This window comes from Pseudomonas sp. TAA207, from assembly GCF_001529285.1.
GTDB lineage: Bacteria > Pseudomonadota > Gammaproteobacteria > Pseudomonadales > Pseudomonadaceae > Aquipseudomonas > Aquipseudomonas weihenstephanensis.
In genome coordinates this window covers 161,260-179,566 of the sequence record NZ_LLWJ01000071.1, presented here as the reverse complement: position 1 = coordinate 179,566, position 18,307 = coordinate 161,260, and the positions used below count along the sequence as shown (strand labels likewise).

Below are 18,307 nucleotides of genomic sequence, written 5' to 3'. Positions count from 1 at the left end.
GGGACCAGATACGAGGTGTAGCGCATCGTGTCCCGCGACATGCGGTGTTAGTGCAGGCGGTTAAAACAATACGTTTGCCACGTCGCTAAAGCGCTTGGCAAAGTGGGCGGTAATGCCTTCTTTCAAGTAGTCCGGCAACTCTTCGAAGTGCCCACGGTTGGCGTCAGGCAGGATCAACTCGTGAATTTTTTGCCTGCGTGCCGCAATCACTTTTTCACGCACGCCACCAATCGGCAGCACATGCCCGGTCAAGGTCAGCTCACCGGTCATGGCGATGCCTTTTTTGGGCGCTTGATTGCGGGCCAGGGACAACAGGGCGCTGGCCATTGTCACGCCAGCGCTGGGGCCGTCTTTGGGCGTGGCCCCTTCTGGCACATGCAAATGCACAAAGGCTTCATCGAAGAACTTGGGATCGCCGCCGAACTGCTTAAGGTTGGCGCTGATGTAGCTGTAAGCAATTTCAGCTGACTCCTTCATCACATCGCCCAATTGCCCAGTCAGCTTGAACCCGCGATTGAGCGTGTGAATACGTGTGGCTTCAATCGGTAACGTGGCCCCGCCCATGCTGGTCCAGGCCAGCCCGGTGATGACACCGGTGCCGCTGATCACTTGCTCATTACGGAATACCGGCATGCCCAGTGACGCCTCGAGGTCTTTTGGTCCAATTTTGATCACCGCTTTTGGGTCATCCAGCAATTTGACCACGGCTTTGCGCACCAGTTTGCCTAGCTGTTTTTCCAGCTGACGCACGCCGGCTTCGCGGGCGTAACCATCGATCACGGCGCGCAGTGCACTGTCACTGATACTCAGGCTGCCTTTAGAAACACCGGCCTTTTCAAGCTGTTTTGGCCACAAGTGACGCTTGGCAATCGCGACCTTTTCTTCGGTGATGTAACCCGACAGGCGTATGACTTCCATGCGGTCGAGCAGCGGGCCAGGAATTGAGTCCAGCGTGTTGGCAGTGCACACAAACAGCACTTTGGACAGGTCCAGGCGCAGGTCCAGGTAGTGATCGAGGAAGTCGACGTTTTGCTCCGGGTCCAGGGTTTCAAGCAAGGCAGACGCAGGGTCGCCCTGAAAACTTTGGCCCATTTTGTCGATCTCATCGAGCATGATCACCGGATTCATCACCTCAACGTCCTTGAGCGCCTGCACCAGCTTGCCCGGTTGGGCACCGATGTAGGTGCGACGGTGGCCCTTGATCTCGGCTTCGTCGCGCATGCCGCCGACGCTGAAACGGTAGAAAGGGCGCCCCAGCGACTCGGCAATCGACTTGCCGACGCTGGTCTTGCCCACCCCCGGCGGGCCGACCAGCAGCACAATCGAACCACTGACCGAGCCTTTGTACGCGCCAACGGCGAGAAATTCGAGGATGCGGTTTTTGATGTCATCCAGCCCCGCATGATGCGCGTCGAGCACTTTGCGCGCGTGCTTGAGGTCGAGTTTGTCTTTACCGAACACGCCCCACGGCACCGACGAAGCCCAGTCCAGATAGTTGCGAGTGACCGCGTATTCCGGCGATCCGGTTTCCAGAATCGACAGCTTGTTCAGTTCTTCGTCGATGCGCTTTTGCGCTTGCACCGGCAGGTTTTTGCCTTCAAGGCGTTGCTTGAATTGCTCGATGTCTGCGCTGCGATCGTCTTTGGTCAGCCCCAACTCTTGCTGAATGACCTTGAGTTGCTCCTTAAGGAAGAACTCGCGCTGATGTTCGCCAATTTTGAGATTGACCTCGGCCGAGATTTCTTTTTGCAGCCGTGCTACTTCGACTTCTTTGCGCAGCATCGGCAGCACTTTTTCCATGCGTTTGAGCATGGGCACGCAGTCGAGCACTTCTTGCAGCTCGTTACCGGTGGCCGAGGTCAGCGCTGCGGCAAAGTCGGTCAGCGGCGAAGGATCATTGGGGCTGAAGCGATTGAGGTAGTTTTTCAGCTCTTCGCTGTACAGCGGGTTGAGCGGCAACAGTTCTTTGATCGCATTGATCAGCGCCATGCCATACGCCTTCACCTCATCGGTGGGCTCTTTGGGCTGCTGCGGGTATTCAACCTCCACCAGATACGGCGGGCGGTGATGTTTGAGCCACATGCTGATGCGCACGCGGGTCAGGCCCTGGGCCACGAATTGCAATTTGCCGTTTTCGCGGCTGGCGTGATGCACTTTTACCAGCGTGCCGTATTCAGGAAGGCTGTCGGTGTCGAAATGGCGGGGGTCATCGGGCGGGGTGTCGACAAAAAACAGTGCCAGCGAGTGGTGAGGTGATTTGCTGACCAGTTCGAGGGTTTCGGCCCACGGCTCTTCATTGACGATGACCGGCAGCACTTGCGCCGGGAAGAACGGGCGATTATGGATCGGGATGATGTACACCTTGTCCGGCAGATTCTGTTCTGGCAACGCCAATTCAGTTCCTCCCGAGTGAGGTTGATGTTCGCTGTGCGGGTGTTCTATGTCGGTGTATTCAGTGCTGTTATCCGGGAAATCTTGCTGGTCGCTCATGGGGCACCTGCGCAATGGGGTATGAGGGTTAGATGGGGCGCGGTGTCAGTGGTTTCAATGGTGAAACGTTTTTCATCCTCAAGCCGCTGCCGAAGACTGCGCCGAGTAGCGTAGTCGAGCGCAGGGTTTGCGGTTCAAGATGCCTGTGTTCAAGCCTGTGGCGAGTGTCAGGGCAGGCCCTTGTCTCATTGATAAAATCTTCCCCCAAGTGCCCGCTCGCTAGGCCTTTGTCGCCAACAACTTGACGGTGGACGGCCCTGATTTATTAGGCGATCTTCTTTCTTGCAGCAGTTACGATTGATAACAAAAAAAAGGGATTGGAAGGCCTTGCGACAGGCTTTTCTGAAGATGCAGAGGGAGCGGCGTATGCCTCAGGACATAACCTCAGAGCGGGTACTGGCATTGACTCAGTGGAACGAGGAGGCAGCATGAAGCTGCGTAACAGTTTTCAGGCGCGTATCAGCCTGTTTCTGGCGTTGCTCTTGCTCGTGGTGATTGGTGCGGTGTACTTCGCCGTCAAAGCAGTGACCATTACGGTGGCCAGCGATCAGGCCGAAGAGCAATTGCGCACCGGCACGCGGGTGTTTGAGCGATTCATGGATTTGCGTTGGCGGCGCATCCAGTACGGGCTCAACTGGCTGACCAATGACTCGGACTTTCGCCTCGCGAGCATCAATGGCACCCCCGCGGACATCGAGAACGCCTTGCTGGAGTTTGAGGCCAGTATTCGCGGCAGTGATCTGTTTGTACTCGACCTCAATGGCAACATCATTACCAGCACCCTCAAAGGGTTACCGTCCGGGCAGGCCTTTCCCTACGCCAAGGCTTTGAAGATGGCGCGTCGTAACGCTCAAACCATGCTTGTCGGCGTACTCGATGGCCGCCCTTACATGATGGTGCAGAGTGCCGTGATGGCCCCTTTGCCGGTGGTGCGCGTGGTGTCTGCGATGCCGATGGACGACGTATTTGCCCATGAGTTGCGTTCGCTGAGCAACCTTGAAGTGTCGTTTATGACCCTTAATAACGGCGTGGACGGGGTGCTGAGCAGTACTCAGCCTGAAGCAATGAACGCCAGCATTGTCGCGTTCATGCACACGCATGCGCCGGGCCTGACCGTTCATTTCAGCGAATTTCAGCACCAGCGTTTTTTGGGCCAATTGTTGCAATTGGCCAACGCCGGCGACCCGGCTAACGGGCAAGTGATGGCGTTGCTGCAGAGCCCGCTGGATCAAACCATGCAGGCCTTTAATTCGCTTGATCGCAAGTTTTTGTGGGTCTCGGTCGGTGCGTTGCTGGCATCCTTGCTCGGTGCCTTGTGGCTGGCGCGGGCAGTGTCGCGTCCGGTCAGTCTGCTGGCAGAAGCCGCGCAGCGGATTGGTCGGGGCGACTACGAAACGCCCGTCGAACTCAAGCGTAAGGACGAACTGGGTTTTCTGGCCAAGGCCATCAACGCCATGCAGGCCGGTATTGCGCAGCGTGAGCAGCAATTGGCGCACAACGCCTTGCATGACGCGCTCACCGGCTTGCCCAATCGCGCTCTGGCCATGGAACGATTGGGCAGTGCGATCAGCGCCCGGCGCAACGTAGTCCTGATTTATCTGGGCATTGAAAACTACCGCGTGATCAACGAAAGCTTTGGCCCGGAAGGCATGGAGCTGATCATGCGCGAGGCCAGCCGCGCGATGCTCGACACTCTGCACGAGCGCGATACGGCGGCGCGCATAACCGGCAATGAATTTTTGTTGCTGCTGGAGAGCACCCAGGTTGATGCCGGGGTCGCGATGGCGGACACGTTGTATGCGCTGTTGAATCGACCCTTGAGCATCGATGGTCATGACGTGTTGCTCGAAATTTGCATGGGCATTGCGGTGTACCCGACCAACGGCCAAAGCGTCGAAGAACTGATCAGCAGGGCCGCGATCGCGCGCCGTGATGCAGCGGCCTTACCGGGGTATTTGCAGGTCTATCAGCAGGATCGGGACTTGGCGCATCAGCGGCAAATCCAGCTGATTCGCGACTTGCGCAGCGCCGCCAGCGAGGGCGAGTTGTTCTTGCAGTATCAGCCCAAGCTGGAGATTGGCAGTGGCCAGGTGCACCAGGCCGAAGCCTTGTTGCGCTGGTGTCATCCGCAGCTGGGCGTGGTGTCGCCAGCCGAGTTCATTCCCTTGGCAGAGCGTACGGGCAGCATGGTATTGCTGACGCAGTGGGTGCTGGAGGAGGGCGTTCGTCAACTGGCCGAGTGGAACCGCAAGGGGTTGGCGCTGCAACTGTCGCTGAACATTTCGGCCGCGGATTTGCACGGTGAAGACCTGTTGCATAACGTCGAAACCCTGCTCAAGCGTTATCAGGTGTCGGCCGAGCAACTTATTTTTGAAATCACCGAAAGTGCGGTCATGCGCGACCCTGAGCACTCACTCAACGTGCTGGAAAAACTGCGCGATGGCGGGATCAGTCTGGCGGTCGATGATTTCGGCACTGGTTATTCATCGCTGGCTCACCTCAAACGCTTGCCGGTACAAGAGCTGAAAATCGATCAGTCGTTTATTCGCAACCTGGATGAAACCAGTGAAGACGCGGTAATCGTGCGTTCGACCATCGAGATGAGCCACAACCTGGGGCTAAAAGTGGTGGCCGAGGGGGTGGAGTATCAACATACCCTTGACCTGCTGGAGCGCTGGCAATGTGACACGGCGCAAGGCTACCTGATCAGTCGTCCGCTGGATGCGCAGGCGTTTGAAGTGTGGCTGGCGCGCCTGCAAGAAACCGCGTGATGAGGCGTGTTGGTTGCAGCAATCTTGCGTTTTACGAGCGCTTTCTTTTCGTAATTGCAGAATCCTCCTACACCTGACCTTGAGCGCTATCCGTTAGCGTTGACCCCTTTTGCGCGCAGGCAAATGCAATGAGCTTTGCCGGGAGTGCCTGAGGTGTCACGGATGTCCACAAGTGCCCGTCAACCGCGTTTCAGTCTGAGCATTCAGGGCGTCGAGCCTGCCTTGCAGGTGTTGGCGTTCAAGGGTGAGGAAGCCATCAGTTCGCCCTTTTCGTTTGACGTGGAGCTGGTCAGTGACCGTTCCTCCATTGACCTCGCCTCCTTGCTGCACCAATCGGCCTTTTTAGCCTTTGACGAGCAGGACAATGGCATTCACGGGCAAATTAGTGCCGTGTCGAAGAGTTGCCAAAGTGCGCGCCTGACCCACTATCAAGTGACACTGGTGCCGCGTGTGGCGTATCTGGCCCATCGCACTGACCAGCGCATTTTTCAACACCAGACGGTGCAACAGATCATCGAGCAGGTGCTCAAGGGGCACGGCATTCTCGGTGACGCGTACCGGTTTGCGCTCAACAGTGTTTATTTGCCGCGCGAATACTGCGTGCAGTACGGCGAGAGCGACCTGCACTTTATTCAACGCCTGTGTTTTGAAGAGGGCCTGCATTATCACTTTCGTCATGCCGTGCACGGCCATGAACTGGTGTTTGGCGATGAGTTGATGGCCTTTGTCCCGGCCGCTCAGGCAACGCCTTACCACACGGGGGAGGGCTTGCTGGCGCCAGGGCCTGCGATTGACCTGTTCGAGGTGCAATTTCAGGCTCGCAGCAATCGGGTGACACTGCGCGACTACAACTTCAATAAAGCCAGTCGTGTGGTGCAGGCTGATCGCAACAACATGGCCGACAGGGCCGGGCCTGAATTGGAGCATTACACCTACCCCGGCCGTTTCACCGACACCGCTGAGGGCGAACGCTACAGTCAGAGGGCGCTGGAGCGCCACCAGGCCGCCTACGCTCAAGCCAGCGGTCGTAGCCACCAGCCGTGCCTGCGCAGCGGTCACTATTTGCAACTCAAGGAGCACCCGACACAGGCTTGTAATGGTGACTGGTTGCTGACGCGCATCGAGCATCAGGGCAAACAGCCGCAGGTCCTGGAAGAGCAGATCTCAAGCTCGCTGCTGCGGTGCGCCGACGGCTTTATTCAGGGCTACCGCAACACGTTTCACGCCATCCCCCAAAACGTCGCTTACCGCTCGCCCACGCGCTATGAAAAACCGCGTCTGCTTGGCAGCCAAAGTGCGCGAGTCTGCGGCCCGGCTAACGAAGCGATCTTTTGTGATGCCTTGGGACGCATCAAGGTGCAGTTTCACTGGGACCGAGAGGGCTCACAGGATGAAAACAGCAGTTGCTGGCTGCGTGTGGTCTCCGGTTGGGCAGGTGAGCGTTATGGCGCCGTCACGGTCCCGCGGGTCGGCATGGAAGTACTGGTCAGTTATCTGGAAGGCGACATCGACCAGCCTGTGGTCAGCGGTTGTCTGATCAATAGCCTGCATCCGGTGGCGCATGCGTTACCAGCCAATAAAACCCGTAGCGTATTGCGCAGTAAAAGCACCCCAGGCGCCAGCGGTTACAACGAGCTGCAACTTGAGGATCGTAAAGGCTGCGAATTGATTTATTTGCATGCCCAGCGCGATATGCAGCAACACATCAAACACGACAGCCGCGTGCAGGTGGCAGGTGAGTTTGAACACACCATCAAGGGCAACAGCACTGTAGTGTTCAAGGCCCAAGAGCAACATACCGTGGGGGCAGACCGAAAAACCCGGCTCCTGGCCGACGACTATCTGGACATCGCCCAAAGCAGCCATTGCCATGTGGGGCGCGTCATGACCGTCGAGGCAGGTCAGCAAATCCATTTCAAGGCAGGCACCACACTTAATATCAATGGCGGTGCAACCCAGAGCCTGATGGCCGGTGGTCAACACCTGTTGCTCACACCCGCGGGCATTTTTAGCAGTACGCCGGTTCAGCCTGGGGGCGTGCCAGCGCAAGGCACCCCGGCGTCATCAGGGCTGCCAGGTGGGGTTGAGGCCCTGCTGGCGCTGGCGCTGGTCAGTCAGACCCAGGCGTTTCAAGACGCGGCCAAGTCGATTGAACCGGTGTGCATGGCCTGCGAAGCCTTAAAGGACACAGCGCAATGAACCGCGCCTACCTTGTTCTCGACAGCACTCAAATCCCGGACCTTTACCCCCGACTTCATCAACTGTCACCGTTGGTGTTGCCCCATGCGCTTTACCTGACCACCCGTTACGCGGCAGTTGCGTCTTGTGGTCCCGTGCTTGTGCGGGTTGAACCCGGCAGTGAATTGGCCCGCACCTTCAACGCAGAGTGGCAGACCCAAGCCGGTATCTGGCTGGAGACCGAGGTGGCTGAAACGGTGTTGATGGCGCACATGCGCAGCCTGATACATGTACGGCTGGAGGGCGATGTCACGGGCTTTTTCCGTTTTTACGACCCACGTATTGCCCGCATGTGGCTGCGCGACCTGCCGACTGGCGAACGGGATCAGCTCATGGGTCCTGTGCGCGTGATTCGTTTGCCAGAAGCTGACGGCAGCCCGTTGCTGATCACTCAACACACCCCCGATCAGCCTTGCGCGCAGTACACCCATACACCCTGGCTGCGCTTCTCCTCGCTGCAACTTGAACAGTTGTGTAGGAGCAAACGTGAACAGTTTGACCATCACATGGTTGCCCACACGTTACGTTTTTTTCCCCTGTGTTTGCAGGGCCTTGATGCGCTGGAACAACAGCAATGGGCGCGCGCTTGCCAGCGTAATGCGGCGCGTCAGGGCTATAGCGCAGAGGATGAAGTGCTGTGCTGGACGGCCCTGTACGCCGCGTTTGGCGACACGTTTCCTGACGGTCCGGACCATGGCGATTACCGAGCGTTATTGGCCGAGCGTGGGGTTTCTCCTGCACAGCGCCTGGTAAGTTTGATCAATGCGTTAAAGCGCCACATCGACCTGCGAGGGCCGGTTTTATGAGTTCCCATGCTGGTCTCGACGCCATTTCAGCGCTTTCACACGCTACCCGCGTTGCTCAGGCTCACTCGCATGTCGATATTCACAGCACCGTCAGGCAATGCACCGCCAACCAAACACATATTTTCGTCGTACCGGTGCGTTATGCATTGAGTACCTGCGCAGTGAGTCACCCGGCCATACAGCCAGGCATAGGTACTCAAAGTCACCCCTTGGCGGCCAGGCTGTTGCGCACAGGGTATGTCTACGTCTGGCAAGGCGCGGGGCCACTCAAGCGTTATGCCGTGGCTGAAAACAACCTGCTGCGTGCGCAATACCTCGAAGACGATGACACCGTGGTGATGAAAGGCACGCTGAGTGGCATTGAGCTGGGTAAACACCAAGACGCATGGATGCTGTACGCCGAATACCCGTTGAACATGGCCCATTGTCAGCAACTGAGCGATGCCTCGATTCGGGGTAAACGCATGCGCCGTCTTGACCTGCGCTCAGTGGCCAATACGTTGCAAGCACCGCATTGTGCGCCGGTGAGTGATTACTCGCGGGTGATGGGCGAACTGAACCCGCAGGTCTACGACCGCGCTCTGGCCGTTGATCATCAGCAAAATGCCCAGGCTTACGAGCAGGGTGAACAGCAACTGATACAGCAGATAGAGCAAGAGACAGACCCGCAGCGGCGACAGGTGTTGATCGACGCTTATGTCGATGCCAGACGCTGGAACAACGAACGTTCAATGGCAGCAGCCCGACAGGCTGAAATCGCCCCCGGAACGCCACCTGTGGGGGAGTGGAGCGCCGAGCCCTGGGCGCCGCTCAAAACTCTCGATGTGCTGGCGCTGGCGCACATCCAGGCCAAGGGTTTGTATTCAGTATTTGCCTGCCTGGATGACGACCTTGGCGTGTTGCGCGATATCAACCATGAGCAGGAGTTGCTGGAGTCGCGCCATGAACAGTGGCAATCCGACAACAACTTGCGCCTGAGCATCGGCGGATTTATACGCAGCCTGATTACCGAAGACGCGACCGAAGTCAGTGAGTCGTTGAATTACCGCTATCGCGAGCACGACATCCAACTGACCCCCGAACAGGCCCGGCAGTTGCTGGAAGCCCGCACGCGACTCGAAGCACTGGCCCGTGAGCGCTATACCGCCAATATTCGACGAAGCACAACCCACAGCAACCATGAAGCCGACACGCGCCTGCACGAAATACACCTGCGTGAACAAGCGGCTGTGGCGCCGATCCGCGCGTTCATCCCCCTCGAACTGCATGCCGATGCCTTGAACGTGGTGCGCGATTACCAGGAAAGCAAAGTCAACAACTTGAGAAACACCCAGTCGAGTGACAAGGTCGCGCAATACATCGACCTTGAGGCCGTGAACACCTGGCTGGATCAAACCGCCCCCGCGCATTTCAGCCATCTTCAACAACGTCACCACGCCTTGTATGCAGACCGTGAGCAGTACCTCAAACGCAGCGAAAGCGGCACATGGTTCGTCAACTATCTCGACCCGGACAACCGCCGCTGGCTCGACCAATTAGCCCTGTCTTGCCTCAGCGCCCAATGCTTGCGCCAGCACGGTGCGGAGCAATTTGCGCACTACATCCGCAGCGACGACCAGGGTGCATTACGCCAGGTGTTCACCGGCTGGAACCCGAGCCTGGAAGGCGCCGTGAACAGCGTCAGCCGCTCAGCTGAACTGATTGCTGCGCTGGACATGGAAAACCAGACCGGCGCCAAAAGCGCCATTGCCAAAGTACTGGGTGTAGTGGGACTGCCCGTGGTCAATCACCTCGCATTGTTGGCGCAGGATGCCCAAGGCCAGTGGAACACTCTGGTCAAACGCCTTGGCGCCGCGTTGCTCCTGCTTCAAAACGAACACGGCAGTGCGCCGGGCGGCTCGTGGCTGAGCATCCTGATAGCCGCCAAACTGGGCAATGGAGTGGGCTTGAGAGCCGTGAACGAAGGCGGACTGCGAACATGGCACCTGTTTGGCAAAACCGCCGAAGACCTCACACAGTGGGTCAACACCACCGCAAAGGCTATTGGCACAGGGAATACAGCAAAAATAGTCAACTCCGCGGCAGTGATTAACGGCAGCGGCTTAGTGGCGATTGCTGCGCTGCTGATTAACGGACTGAACGCCAGCAACTATCTGGCACAAGCGTCGGTGGTGGAGGAGATGGATCAGCAGCGGATCTACGACACCGCGTCGGCAACGTTGTATGCGGGGGCGGCGTTGGTGGCGGTGATTGATTGGCAGATGAGGAGAGCGGTCGCAGATAGAGCTTTCAATCATCAGTTTTCGTCAGGTAAATGGACGAGTATTCCGGCACTGACATTTTTTGGTGCGTTGATTGGAGGACTATCGGCGGTTGCGGCTTTTAAAGAATTAGGCTCATTGAAAATACAATTAGAGAGTGCGCAAGTTAATATTGATTCTTGGCTCAGTTTACGTAGGGACGTAGTGAAAGGACAAATGTTTCTATTTGGGGCGCAGGCCTTGTCAGGTATTTATTACACAGTAAGAGTTATATCCGGGCAGTTAGCAATTGAAGCGGCCACGGCAGGATATTCGTTGTGGATGGGGCCACTTAATTATCTGATTATGTCTGCGGGGTTGCTTTATATTGTTTCTTGGTACTTGCAAGAAACGCCTATGCAAGACTTTCTTAATGGTTGCTGTTGGTCGAAAGCTAATGCTCTTGATTTGAATCCTATTCTTATAATAAATCAAAATAAAGAGTTTACCTTTCTGTGCGATATTTTATATAGACCGAGAGTCAGTTTTGTTGGTAGTGACGAAATAGTTGGTTCTAGTAGCCCAACGGGGTTTCGATCAACGACATTTATAGATTCTCTAATAATTGACCTGCCAGGGGCGAGTCCACTGAGTGTTTATCTCGGAATAGCTATGATTGGTAACGCTAAACGTGCATTAGCCGCAAGCCAAAATATCGATAATTTTCAAGGGTTTTCGCGCATTGAAGAGTCCATGCAGGACATCGGCGATTATTGGCTACGCTCCAGCAAATGTGATTGGTTGCCACATACCTTAGGGCAGGGGTTACGTCTGATAGGGGGCTTCGAAAAATATGCGCGCAATGAATTTGTCTCTCAATCATCCCAAATAACGGTACGTTTGTTTTATCGTACACCGCTCATCTCTATGCTTAGTTCGCTGCACTTTGTCGGTGGTGGGCGTGGCGTTGCCTTTACAATAACTGGGGAGCATGGCGTAGTCGATCTGCGTAATACATTAACACCCGAACTTGATATGGCGGTTCTACATGTGCTGGGTGATAGGCAATGTTCAATATACTTGCAGTCTTAGTTTGGTAAGTGAATGTACATGTAAATAGGTGGCATAAAGATATGGTTTGTTCTCGCCAAGATTATCTGGCGCCTTTGCCGATACCCACCGGAAAAAAACCGGTTGATGTTGTTAATATGGTTTGGCGTAATAATGATGTTTTTTTGGATATTGGTAATTTCAATTTGGGAGGGGGCGTCATGGTGATATGGTTTATGTCGCTGATGTTCTTGGTGATGGGGTATTACTCATGGAATGACAGCTTGTTTTATATGTTTGGAATAATGGTCATTGTAGTCATTGGTATTCCTGTCGTTGTATTTATATCTAATCTTCTACGTCCTACCCCTTTGCCCATTCGATTCAACCGTCAACGACGAGAAGTTTGCGTGCCCCGTGAAAATGGTGAGTATTGGATCGTACCTTGGGAGACAGTGACAGCTGCAGCCACGCAGCATACGTCGCTGAGTCAGGCTGGGCCGAATACGATGGGCTTACTGTTCATCGGTTTCGAAAATCCGGATGTGAAGGCGTCAGAAAAAAATAAGCATTTTATGTGGGGTTTTAATTGTGGCGGAAACGAATCGGCAAAGTCATTATGGGAATGTATTCGCAGTTATATGGAGGTCGGCCCTCATGTGCTGCCCCAAGTCAATAGTTTCGATGGTGGTCAAAACAATCTGCAAGGTCGTGGCCCTGTATGGGGTGCTTTTTACGAGCATGCCACTCGTTTATTCAAGCATGTACGTAAGGGTGAACTAGGACAGGCTCTGTTGTTAGTGCTGGGTATATTTCTGTTCGGTACGCCGCTTATCGCAATGCTGTATTCATGGAAACTTTCACCTCCCCCCGATCTTGAAGATCCTGAAATCATTGAATGGTCCAAACCCCTTCCTCCCGATCAATGGACAAAGCGCTCCCCGGAACTTGAAGTGGCCATTGCTCAGCGTGAAGCTGAATTGGGTATTCGCTCCTCTTAATCGTCTCGTGAGGAAGTGGGTTTTGCGACATTCAGCCCCCAGACCACGACGGCTAGCAGCAAGCAAATTAAGGCCAGTTGTAATGGGTGCCGCAAAGTAAGCAGGCTGACCGTCGTTCCAATAAAAGCTGCTAGCAACTGATGAATAAATCCGCACAGAGCCATTGAGTAAGGGCCGCTCACAGGCGAGTACTCGCAGGCTTTGGACAGGCTGATGGGGTAGTTCATGGCTTGGCCGAAAACGATGCCGCAGTAGGGCAGCCACAGTAGCAGCGCGCAAGAACGATTGGCCATTAATCCCATAAGCATTAATACACTGGCGAGCAGCATGATGCGTGTGGCAATGCGACTCAGTGTTTTTTGCCCATAGGTTAATACCCATCGGTTGATGCTTAGAGATCCCAGCAGATACGCCAGGCTTACCGCCCAGCCCAATGCCCCGTAATCATTGACGGACCAGTGATAGGTCGTTTGCAGTATTGAAGGAGCCGCGGTGCTGAAGCCCATTATGATCCCGTAACCCAAGCCGCCCGTCAGTGCAGGGAAGAGGAAGGGGAGATGACGAATTATCATCACATAATGACCCCAACTGCTGGGTATGCCACAGGCCTGCCGGGAGTCGGGTAAGTAGCGATACACCCACCCTATGTGCAAGATTGCACCTACCCCTAGTACCCAGAATGTCGCTGACCACCCCGCCGCACTTATTAAGAGTGCGCCCACGTATTGCCCTGTTCCCAATGAGAAGACGAACGCAATGGATAACCAAGAAAGTGCTTTGGCAAGTGCAGGGCCTTTGAAGTAGTGTGCCGTTAATGAGCGAGCGATGACCGACATACCACTTGCTCCGATCCCCTGAATCAACCTTGAGGTAATAAACGCTTCAATCTGTGTACACATCGCCAGCAATACACTGCATAGGCCAAATAGAGCTAATGACACTATTAAGATCTTTTTGAGGCCGAACATGGCCCCCCATTTTCCCCATATAAGCATCGGAACAGCCATGCCCACTAAATACGCGGGTAATGACAGTGACGTCAGGTGGCTACGGGTATTCATTGCCTGCGTAATGGCAGAGATGCCGGGTAAATACATCATCATGCCCAGTTGCGCCAGGCATACGCTCAAGCAACACATGCCCATGAGCAGGGCGCTATTGAAAGGTGTCATCAATGTTGCTCTGAGGAGGATTAAATCTGATGTGGTTTGCAGCGTGTATTAATAAACGCAGTCAATATATTCGTACGTGGAATGATGCCGCACCCAGCACGCTTGGCCGACCCAGATAGCTACGTTGTCAAAGTTATTTGATTCGCAGTAAGCCCCGCCGAAGCACATAATTTCCCGGTGGTGATCAGGATGGAAACTACTATGAGGCTCGTTATTAAGCATTTATCTGCCAAACCCTATTCTCGGTTTTTAATACTCGCCATGTCTGCGGTAGGGTGGAGGATTTTATGTAAGGGAATCCCGAAATTCAGTATGAAGTGGACTACATAAAGGGTGTAGTGCAGGGCATTTCTGAAGTTTATATAGCCGAAGGCTCATCATTAATAAAAAAGAGGGTGCTGGAATAGCGTGTAGCATGCCGTTGTGAATATCGCAGGTCAGGCTTGTATAAAACGTCAGTCATAAAAAAAGCGGCTATCTTTCGATAGCCGCTTCGCTTGCCACTCGCTGTGTTACTTAATCGGCGAGTTTGAACGCGATGACATAGTCACCTTTTTTGGTGCCCAGGCCGCCGTGACCACCCGCCATGACCAGCACGTATTGTGTGCCGTCTTTGCCGGTGTAGGTCATTGGAGTGGTTTGGCCGCCAGCAGGCAGGCGACCTTCCCACAGCAACTTGCCGTTGCTTACATCGTAAGCACGCAGGTACTGGTCAAGGGTGCCGCTCAGGAAGGCTACGCCACCGGCGGTGGTGAATGTGCCACCCAAGCTTGGAACGCCCATCGACAGCGGGATTGGAACCGGCGAGCTGTCACGCACGGTGCCGTTCTTGTGTTTCCAGATTACGTTGTTGTTGGTCAGGTCGACCGCCGCAACGTAGCCCCACGCCGGAGCCTGGCAAGGCAGGCCCAGTGGCGACAACAGAGGTTCCAGAATCACGCCGTAAGGTGAACCTTTGTTCGGTTGTACGCCCGAGGTTTCGCCTTTACGTGGGCCCATTGCAGCCACATCCGCCTGGGGGACCAGTTTGGAGGTGAAGGCCATGTAGCTTGGGTTCAGGAATGCAATCTGACGCACGGGGTCTACCGAGATGCCGCCCCAGTCAAACACGCCAAAGTTACCTGGATAAACGATCGAACCTTGCAAGGACGGCGGGGTGTACATGCCGTCATAACGCAGGGATTTGAAGTTGATACGGCACAGCATCTGGTCAAACGGAGTCACGCCCCACATGTCACGTTCGGTCAGTACCGGCGGGATCATGTTCAGCTCGGAGCGAGGCTGGGTTGGCGCGGTGTGGTCGCCTTCAACGGCGCCGCCCGGTGCTGGCACTTCGTGGATCGGTACGATGTCTTTACCGTTGCTACGGTCAAGCACGTAGATGCTGCCTTGCTTGGTGGACGCCAGCAGAGCCGGTTTAACACCGTCAGCCGTTTTAATGTCCATCAAGGTAGGTTGGCCACCTACGTCCATGTCCCACAGGTCATGGTGAGTAAGCGGACGGTACCAGCGGACTTTACCGGTGTCGATGTCCAGCGCAGTGATGCCAGCAGCGTAGCGCTCGGAATCTTCGGTACGGTTGCCGCCGAACTGGTCAGGCGTCTGGTTGCCCATCGGCAGATAGAGCATGCCGAGGTTTTCGTCGACGGCGAACATCGACCACATGTTAGGCGAGTTGCGGGTGTAGGTTTCGCCTTCGGCAATCGGCGCCGTGGCGTCCGGGTTGCCGCTGTCCCAATTCCACACCAGCTTACCGGTACGTACGTCGTACGCCCGGATCACGCCCGATGGCTCATCGGTAGAAATGTTGTCAGTAACGTGGCCGCCAATCACAACCAGATCTTTGGTCACGGCAGGGGGCGAGGTGGAGTAGTAGCCGCCTGGCGCGAAGCCACCCATGTTGTGGCGCAAGTCAACTGCGCCATTGTCACCGAAGTCTTCGCAGACTTTACCGGTGTCGGCGTTCAGCGCGATCAGACGCGTGTCAGCCGTCGGCAGAAACAGGCGACGTGGGCACGAGTTGCTCGACGTGGCAGCAGCAGGCTCGGCAGCGCTTTGCTCGGTGCTGGCCTTGGCGTAGGCGTTTTCGTCGTGATACGTCACGCCGCGGCAGGTCATGTGTGCCCAACCTTTGAAGTTAGCCGCGTTCTGCGTGCTGAGCTTCGGGTCGTAGCGCCAGATTTCCTTGCCGGTGTCTGGGTCAACAGCAATCACCTGACTGTGTGGGGTACACACGTACAGCATGCCGTTCACTTTCAGCGGGGTGTTCTCGGCAGTAGTTTCGCCCGGATCGCCTTCGCCAGGAATGTCACCGGTACGAAATGTCCAGGCTGGAACCAGCTTGTGGGCATTTTCTGGAGTGATTTCTTTCAGTGGTGAGTAACGGTCACCGTAGGCGGTACGCCCGTAGGACTGCCAGTCACCCTCCGGCATGGCCGGTGCGGTGTTGGTCATGCCGGGAACTGCATCACGGTCCAGTTGACCCTTGATTTCACCAGGGCTGGTGAACTGGCTGGCCAGTGCAGCCAGGCCTGCCAGTACGACGGCCACGCTCAGTGCGCCAGTCGCCACCGGGGCCGATTGGCCACGCAACAGTGGGCGACGCAACCATGGCAGCAGCAATACGATACCGATCGCAAACCACAGGGCCAGGCGCGGTACCAGTTGCCACCAGTCCAGGCCCACTTCGATCAGTGCCCACACGGTGCTGGCGAACAGCACCACGGCGTACAAGCCCAGCGCGGCGCGACGCCCGGCCATCAGCAGTGCGCCTGACAGGCCAAAACCGATACCGGCCAGCAGGTAGTACATCGACCCGCCCAGCGTGACCAGTTTGATACCCCCGACCAGCATGGCCAGGCCCATTAGCAGCAGCAAGATACCGAGCAACGTCGGTAACAGGCGGCTACGACTTGAAGCACCTTCAGTGCTCATAGTGTGGTTCTCCGTTACGTTGATAGTGTTCCCGCATGGGCCGTGGAACACGGCGCGACGCGGGGCGATTCAGTAAAGTCAGTCCTTGTGAGTCAGCTTCAAGCTTCATGCTCGTCGCGGTCGTTCGTGCAGGGATCAGAACGAACTTTGAATCTTCAAACCGCCGATCAGCGCGTCATCCAGTTGGTTGACGCCGCCCGGATGGCGGATGTATTGCAGGTTCGGTCGCACGGTCAGCCAGTTAGTGACGTGCACGCCGTAATACAATTCGGCGCTGTATTCGGTGTCTTGCGGCGGCAGATAGCTGGCGTCGTCAAAGTCGTACACCGTGCGGGCCTGATTGGTCGCCTGAGCGTTTTTACGATAGGCCGGGTTGACGTGAACCCTGGCCACGGCAAAGCCGATGTCGTCTTTGGCCCGTGCATCGAACACGCCTTTGTAGACGATGCCCGCCTGCACATAGTTATCGATGGGGTTGGTTTTCTTGTCGTGAACGGTGGCGTTGGCGAACACACTCAAGCCCCTCGACTGATCGCTGGCGCGGCGGGTCAGTTGCTGTTGCACACCCAGCCACATGCCGTGCTTGCTCGAACTGCTGCGATAAGCTTCGCCGCTCAAGGCTGCGGCCTGACCATTGGCATCTTTGTAAACATCGGTTGCCTTGGCACTGCTGTAGTAGTACCCCGCACGATACTCCCCTGGCAGCCCGTTGATTTTTGGCGTCCACACCAGTTCAACCGGCAACACGGCACCTTGGGTGCCACTGCCGCTGAGTTTGAAACCATTGCCACGGTCCAGGTTGGACGGGTTTTGCTCGTAGGCACCGACCTGAGCATACAGCTCAGGGGTGAGGTGGTATTTGACGCGCAACGCCCATTGGCTGACCGGCCAGTTGTACCAAATGCTCCCAGCCCAGTTACCGACCTGCGAACCGCAGAACGCCAGGTTCTGGAAGTCGCACGGGAAGCTGTTGAAGTCTTCGCCCTGACCAAAGCGGCCGACTTTGATGTCGAGCTTCTGATCAAAGAATTTCTGTTGGTACCACATCTGCGTCAGGCGGGTGGTCTGGCCACGGCCCCAGACTTCTTGCGCCGAGGTGAAGCCCCCCACGCGCGGGTCGTTGATGCGATCGTTGCTGATGTTGTTACCGCTGCGATGGGTGATCGTCAGCTTAAACTCGGCATCTTCCCAGCCCAGAATCTTTTGCAAATCCAAGTGCGTGCCCAGGCCGAACTGATCGCTGTAGCGCGCCGTACGGTCGTGGTCATAGCCGCCATGCAGGTTGGAACCCACCTCGCCGACATAGTCTAGGGAGAAGGCGTAGCCTTTTTGCTCCAGCTCGCTACGGGTGCCGTTCCAGTCCCCAAACATCCATTTGGAATCGCTGTCGAACGCCGGGGTTGCCTGCACGCAGGTGGCCAGGCCGAAAGCAGTAAGGCCGCCCATCAGGCTCAGGGCTTTTTGCCCGGCCATAGGAAGCAGCGCACTGTGTTTGCGCAAAATCAGAAATGTGGACATAGGTCGAGGTAGTGAGTCTTTATAGGTATGGCTGTGGCAGTGGTAGCGCTGTCTTGTAAAGATCGGCGCGCACCCTTGAAGATTTGG

At 55.9% G+C, this 18,307-nt stretch carries 9 protein-coding genes; 5 read left to right on the top strand and 4 right to left on the bottom strand.

Going from position 1 to position 18,307, the window contains the following annotated elements; all coding sequences use genetic code 11:
- Positions 1-60: 60 nt before the first annotated feature.
- Complete coding sequence (gene lon, locus AP059_RS18945; protein ID WP_059764967.1) at positions 61-2,490, bottom strand: endopeptidase La; 2,430 nt, start codon at positions 2,488-2,490, stop codon at positions 61-63.
- A gap of 428 nt (positions 2,491-2,918) precedes the next feature.
- Between lon and AP059_RS18940 the strand changes: the two genes are divergently transcribed.
- From AP059_RS18940 to AP059_RS18920, 5 genes are all read left to right on the top strand, one after another.
- Positions 2,919-5,261: a putative bifunctional diguanylate cyclase/phosphodiesterase gene (locus AP059_RS18940; RefSeq protein WP_059764966.1), complete on the top strand. Its 2,343-nt coding sequence runs from the start codon at positions 2,919-2,921 to the stop codon at positions 5,259-5,261.
- 162 nt (positions 5,262-5,423) lie between these two features.
- A complete protein-coding gene (gene tssI / locus AP059_RS18935) occupies positions 5,424-7,460 on the top strand; it encodes a type VI secretion system tip protein TssI/VgrG (protein WP_059764965.1) in 2,037 nt (678 codons plus the stop codon).
- Entirely contained in the window at positions 7,457-8,305 is an 849-nt protein-coding gene (locus AP059_RS18930; RefSeq protein ID WP_059764964.1) for a DUF4123 domain-containing protein, read from the top strand. Before tssI ends, AP059_RS18930 begins: the two co-directional genes overlap by 4 nt.
- Complete coding sequence (locus AP059_RS18925; RefSeq protein ID WP_306354466.1) at positions 8,302-11,637, top strand: toxin VasX; 3,336 nt, start codon at positions 8,302-8,304, stop codon at positions 11,635-11,637. Before AP059_RS18930 ends, AP059_RS18925 begins: the two co-directional genes overlap by 4 nt.
- A gap of 41 nt (positions 11,638-11,678) precedes the next feature.
- Positions 11,679-12,596 carry a DUF6708 domain-containing protein gene (locus tag AP059_RS18920; RefSeq protein ID WP_059764961.1) on the top strand — a complete coding sequence of 306 codons (918 nt, stop codon included), beginning with the start codon at positions 11,679-11,681 and terminating at the stop codon, positions 12,594-12,596.
- Here the strand turns inward: AP059_RS18920 and AP059_RS18915 are convergent.
- The 3 genes from AP059_RS18915 to AP059_RS18905 form a co-directional block, all read right to left on the bottom strand.
- Positions 12,593-13,768: an MFS transporter gene (locus tag AP059_RS18915; RefSeq protein ID WP_059764959.1), complete on the bottom strand. Its 1,176-nt coding sequence runs from the start codon at positions 13,766-13,768 to the stop codon at positions 12,593-12,595. The two genes, AP059_RS18920 and AP059_RS18915, sit on opposite strands and share 4 nt — an antisense overlap.
- Positions 13,769-14,284: 516 nt before the next feature.
- Positions 14,285-16,702: a glucose/quinate/shikimate family membrane-bound PQQ-dependent dehydrogenase gene (locus AP059_RS18910; RefSeq protein WP_059764957.1), complete on the bottom strand. Its 2,418-nt coding sequence runs from the start codon at positions 16,700-16,702 to the stop codon at positions 14,285-14,287.
- 135 nt (positions 16,703-16,837) lie between these two features.
- Positions 16,838-18,220: a carbohydrate porin gene (locus AP059_RS18905; protein WP_082706835.1), complete on the bottom strand. Its 1,383-nt coding sequence runs from the start codon at positions 18,218-18,220 to the stop codon at positions 16,838-16,840.
- Between the last annotated feature and the right edge of the window lie 87 nt (positions 18,221-18,307).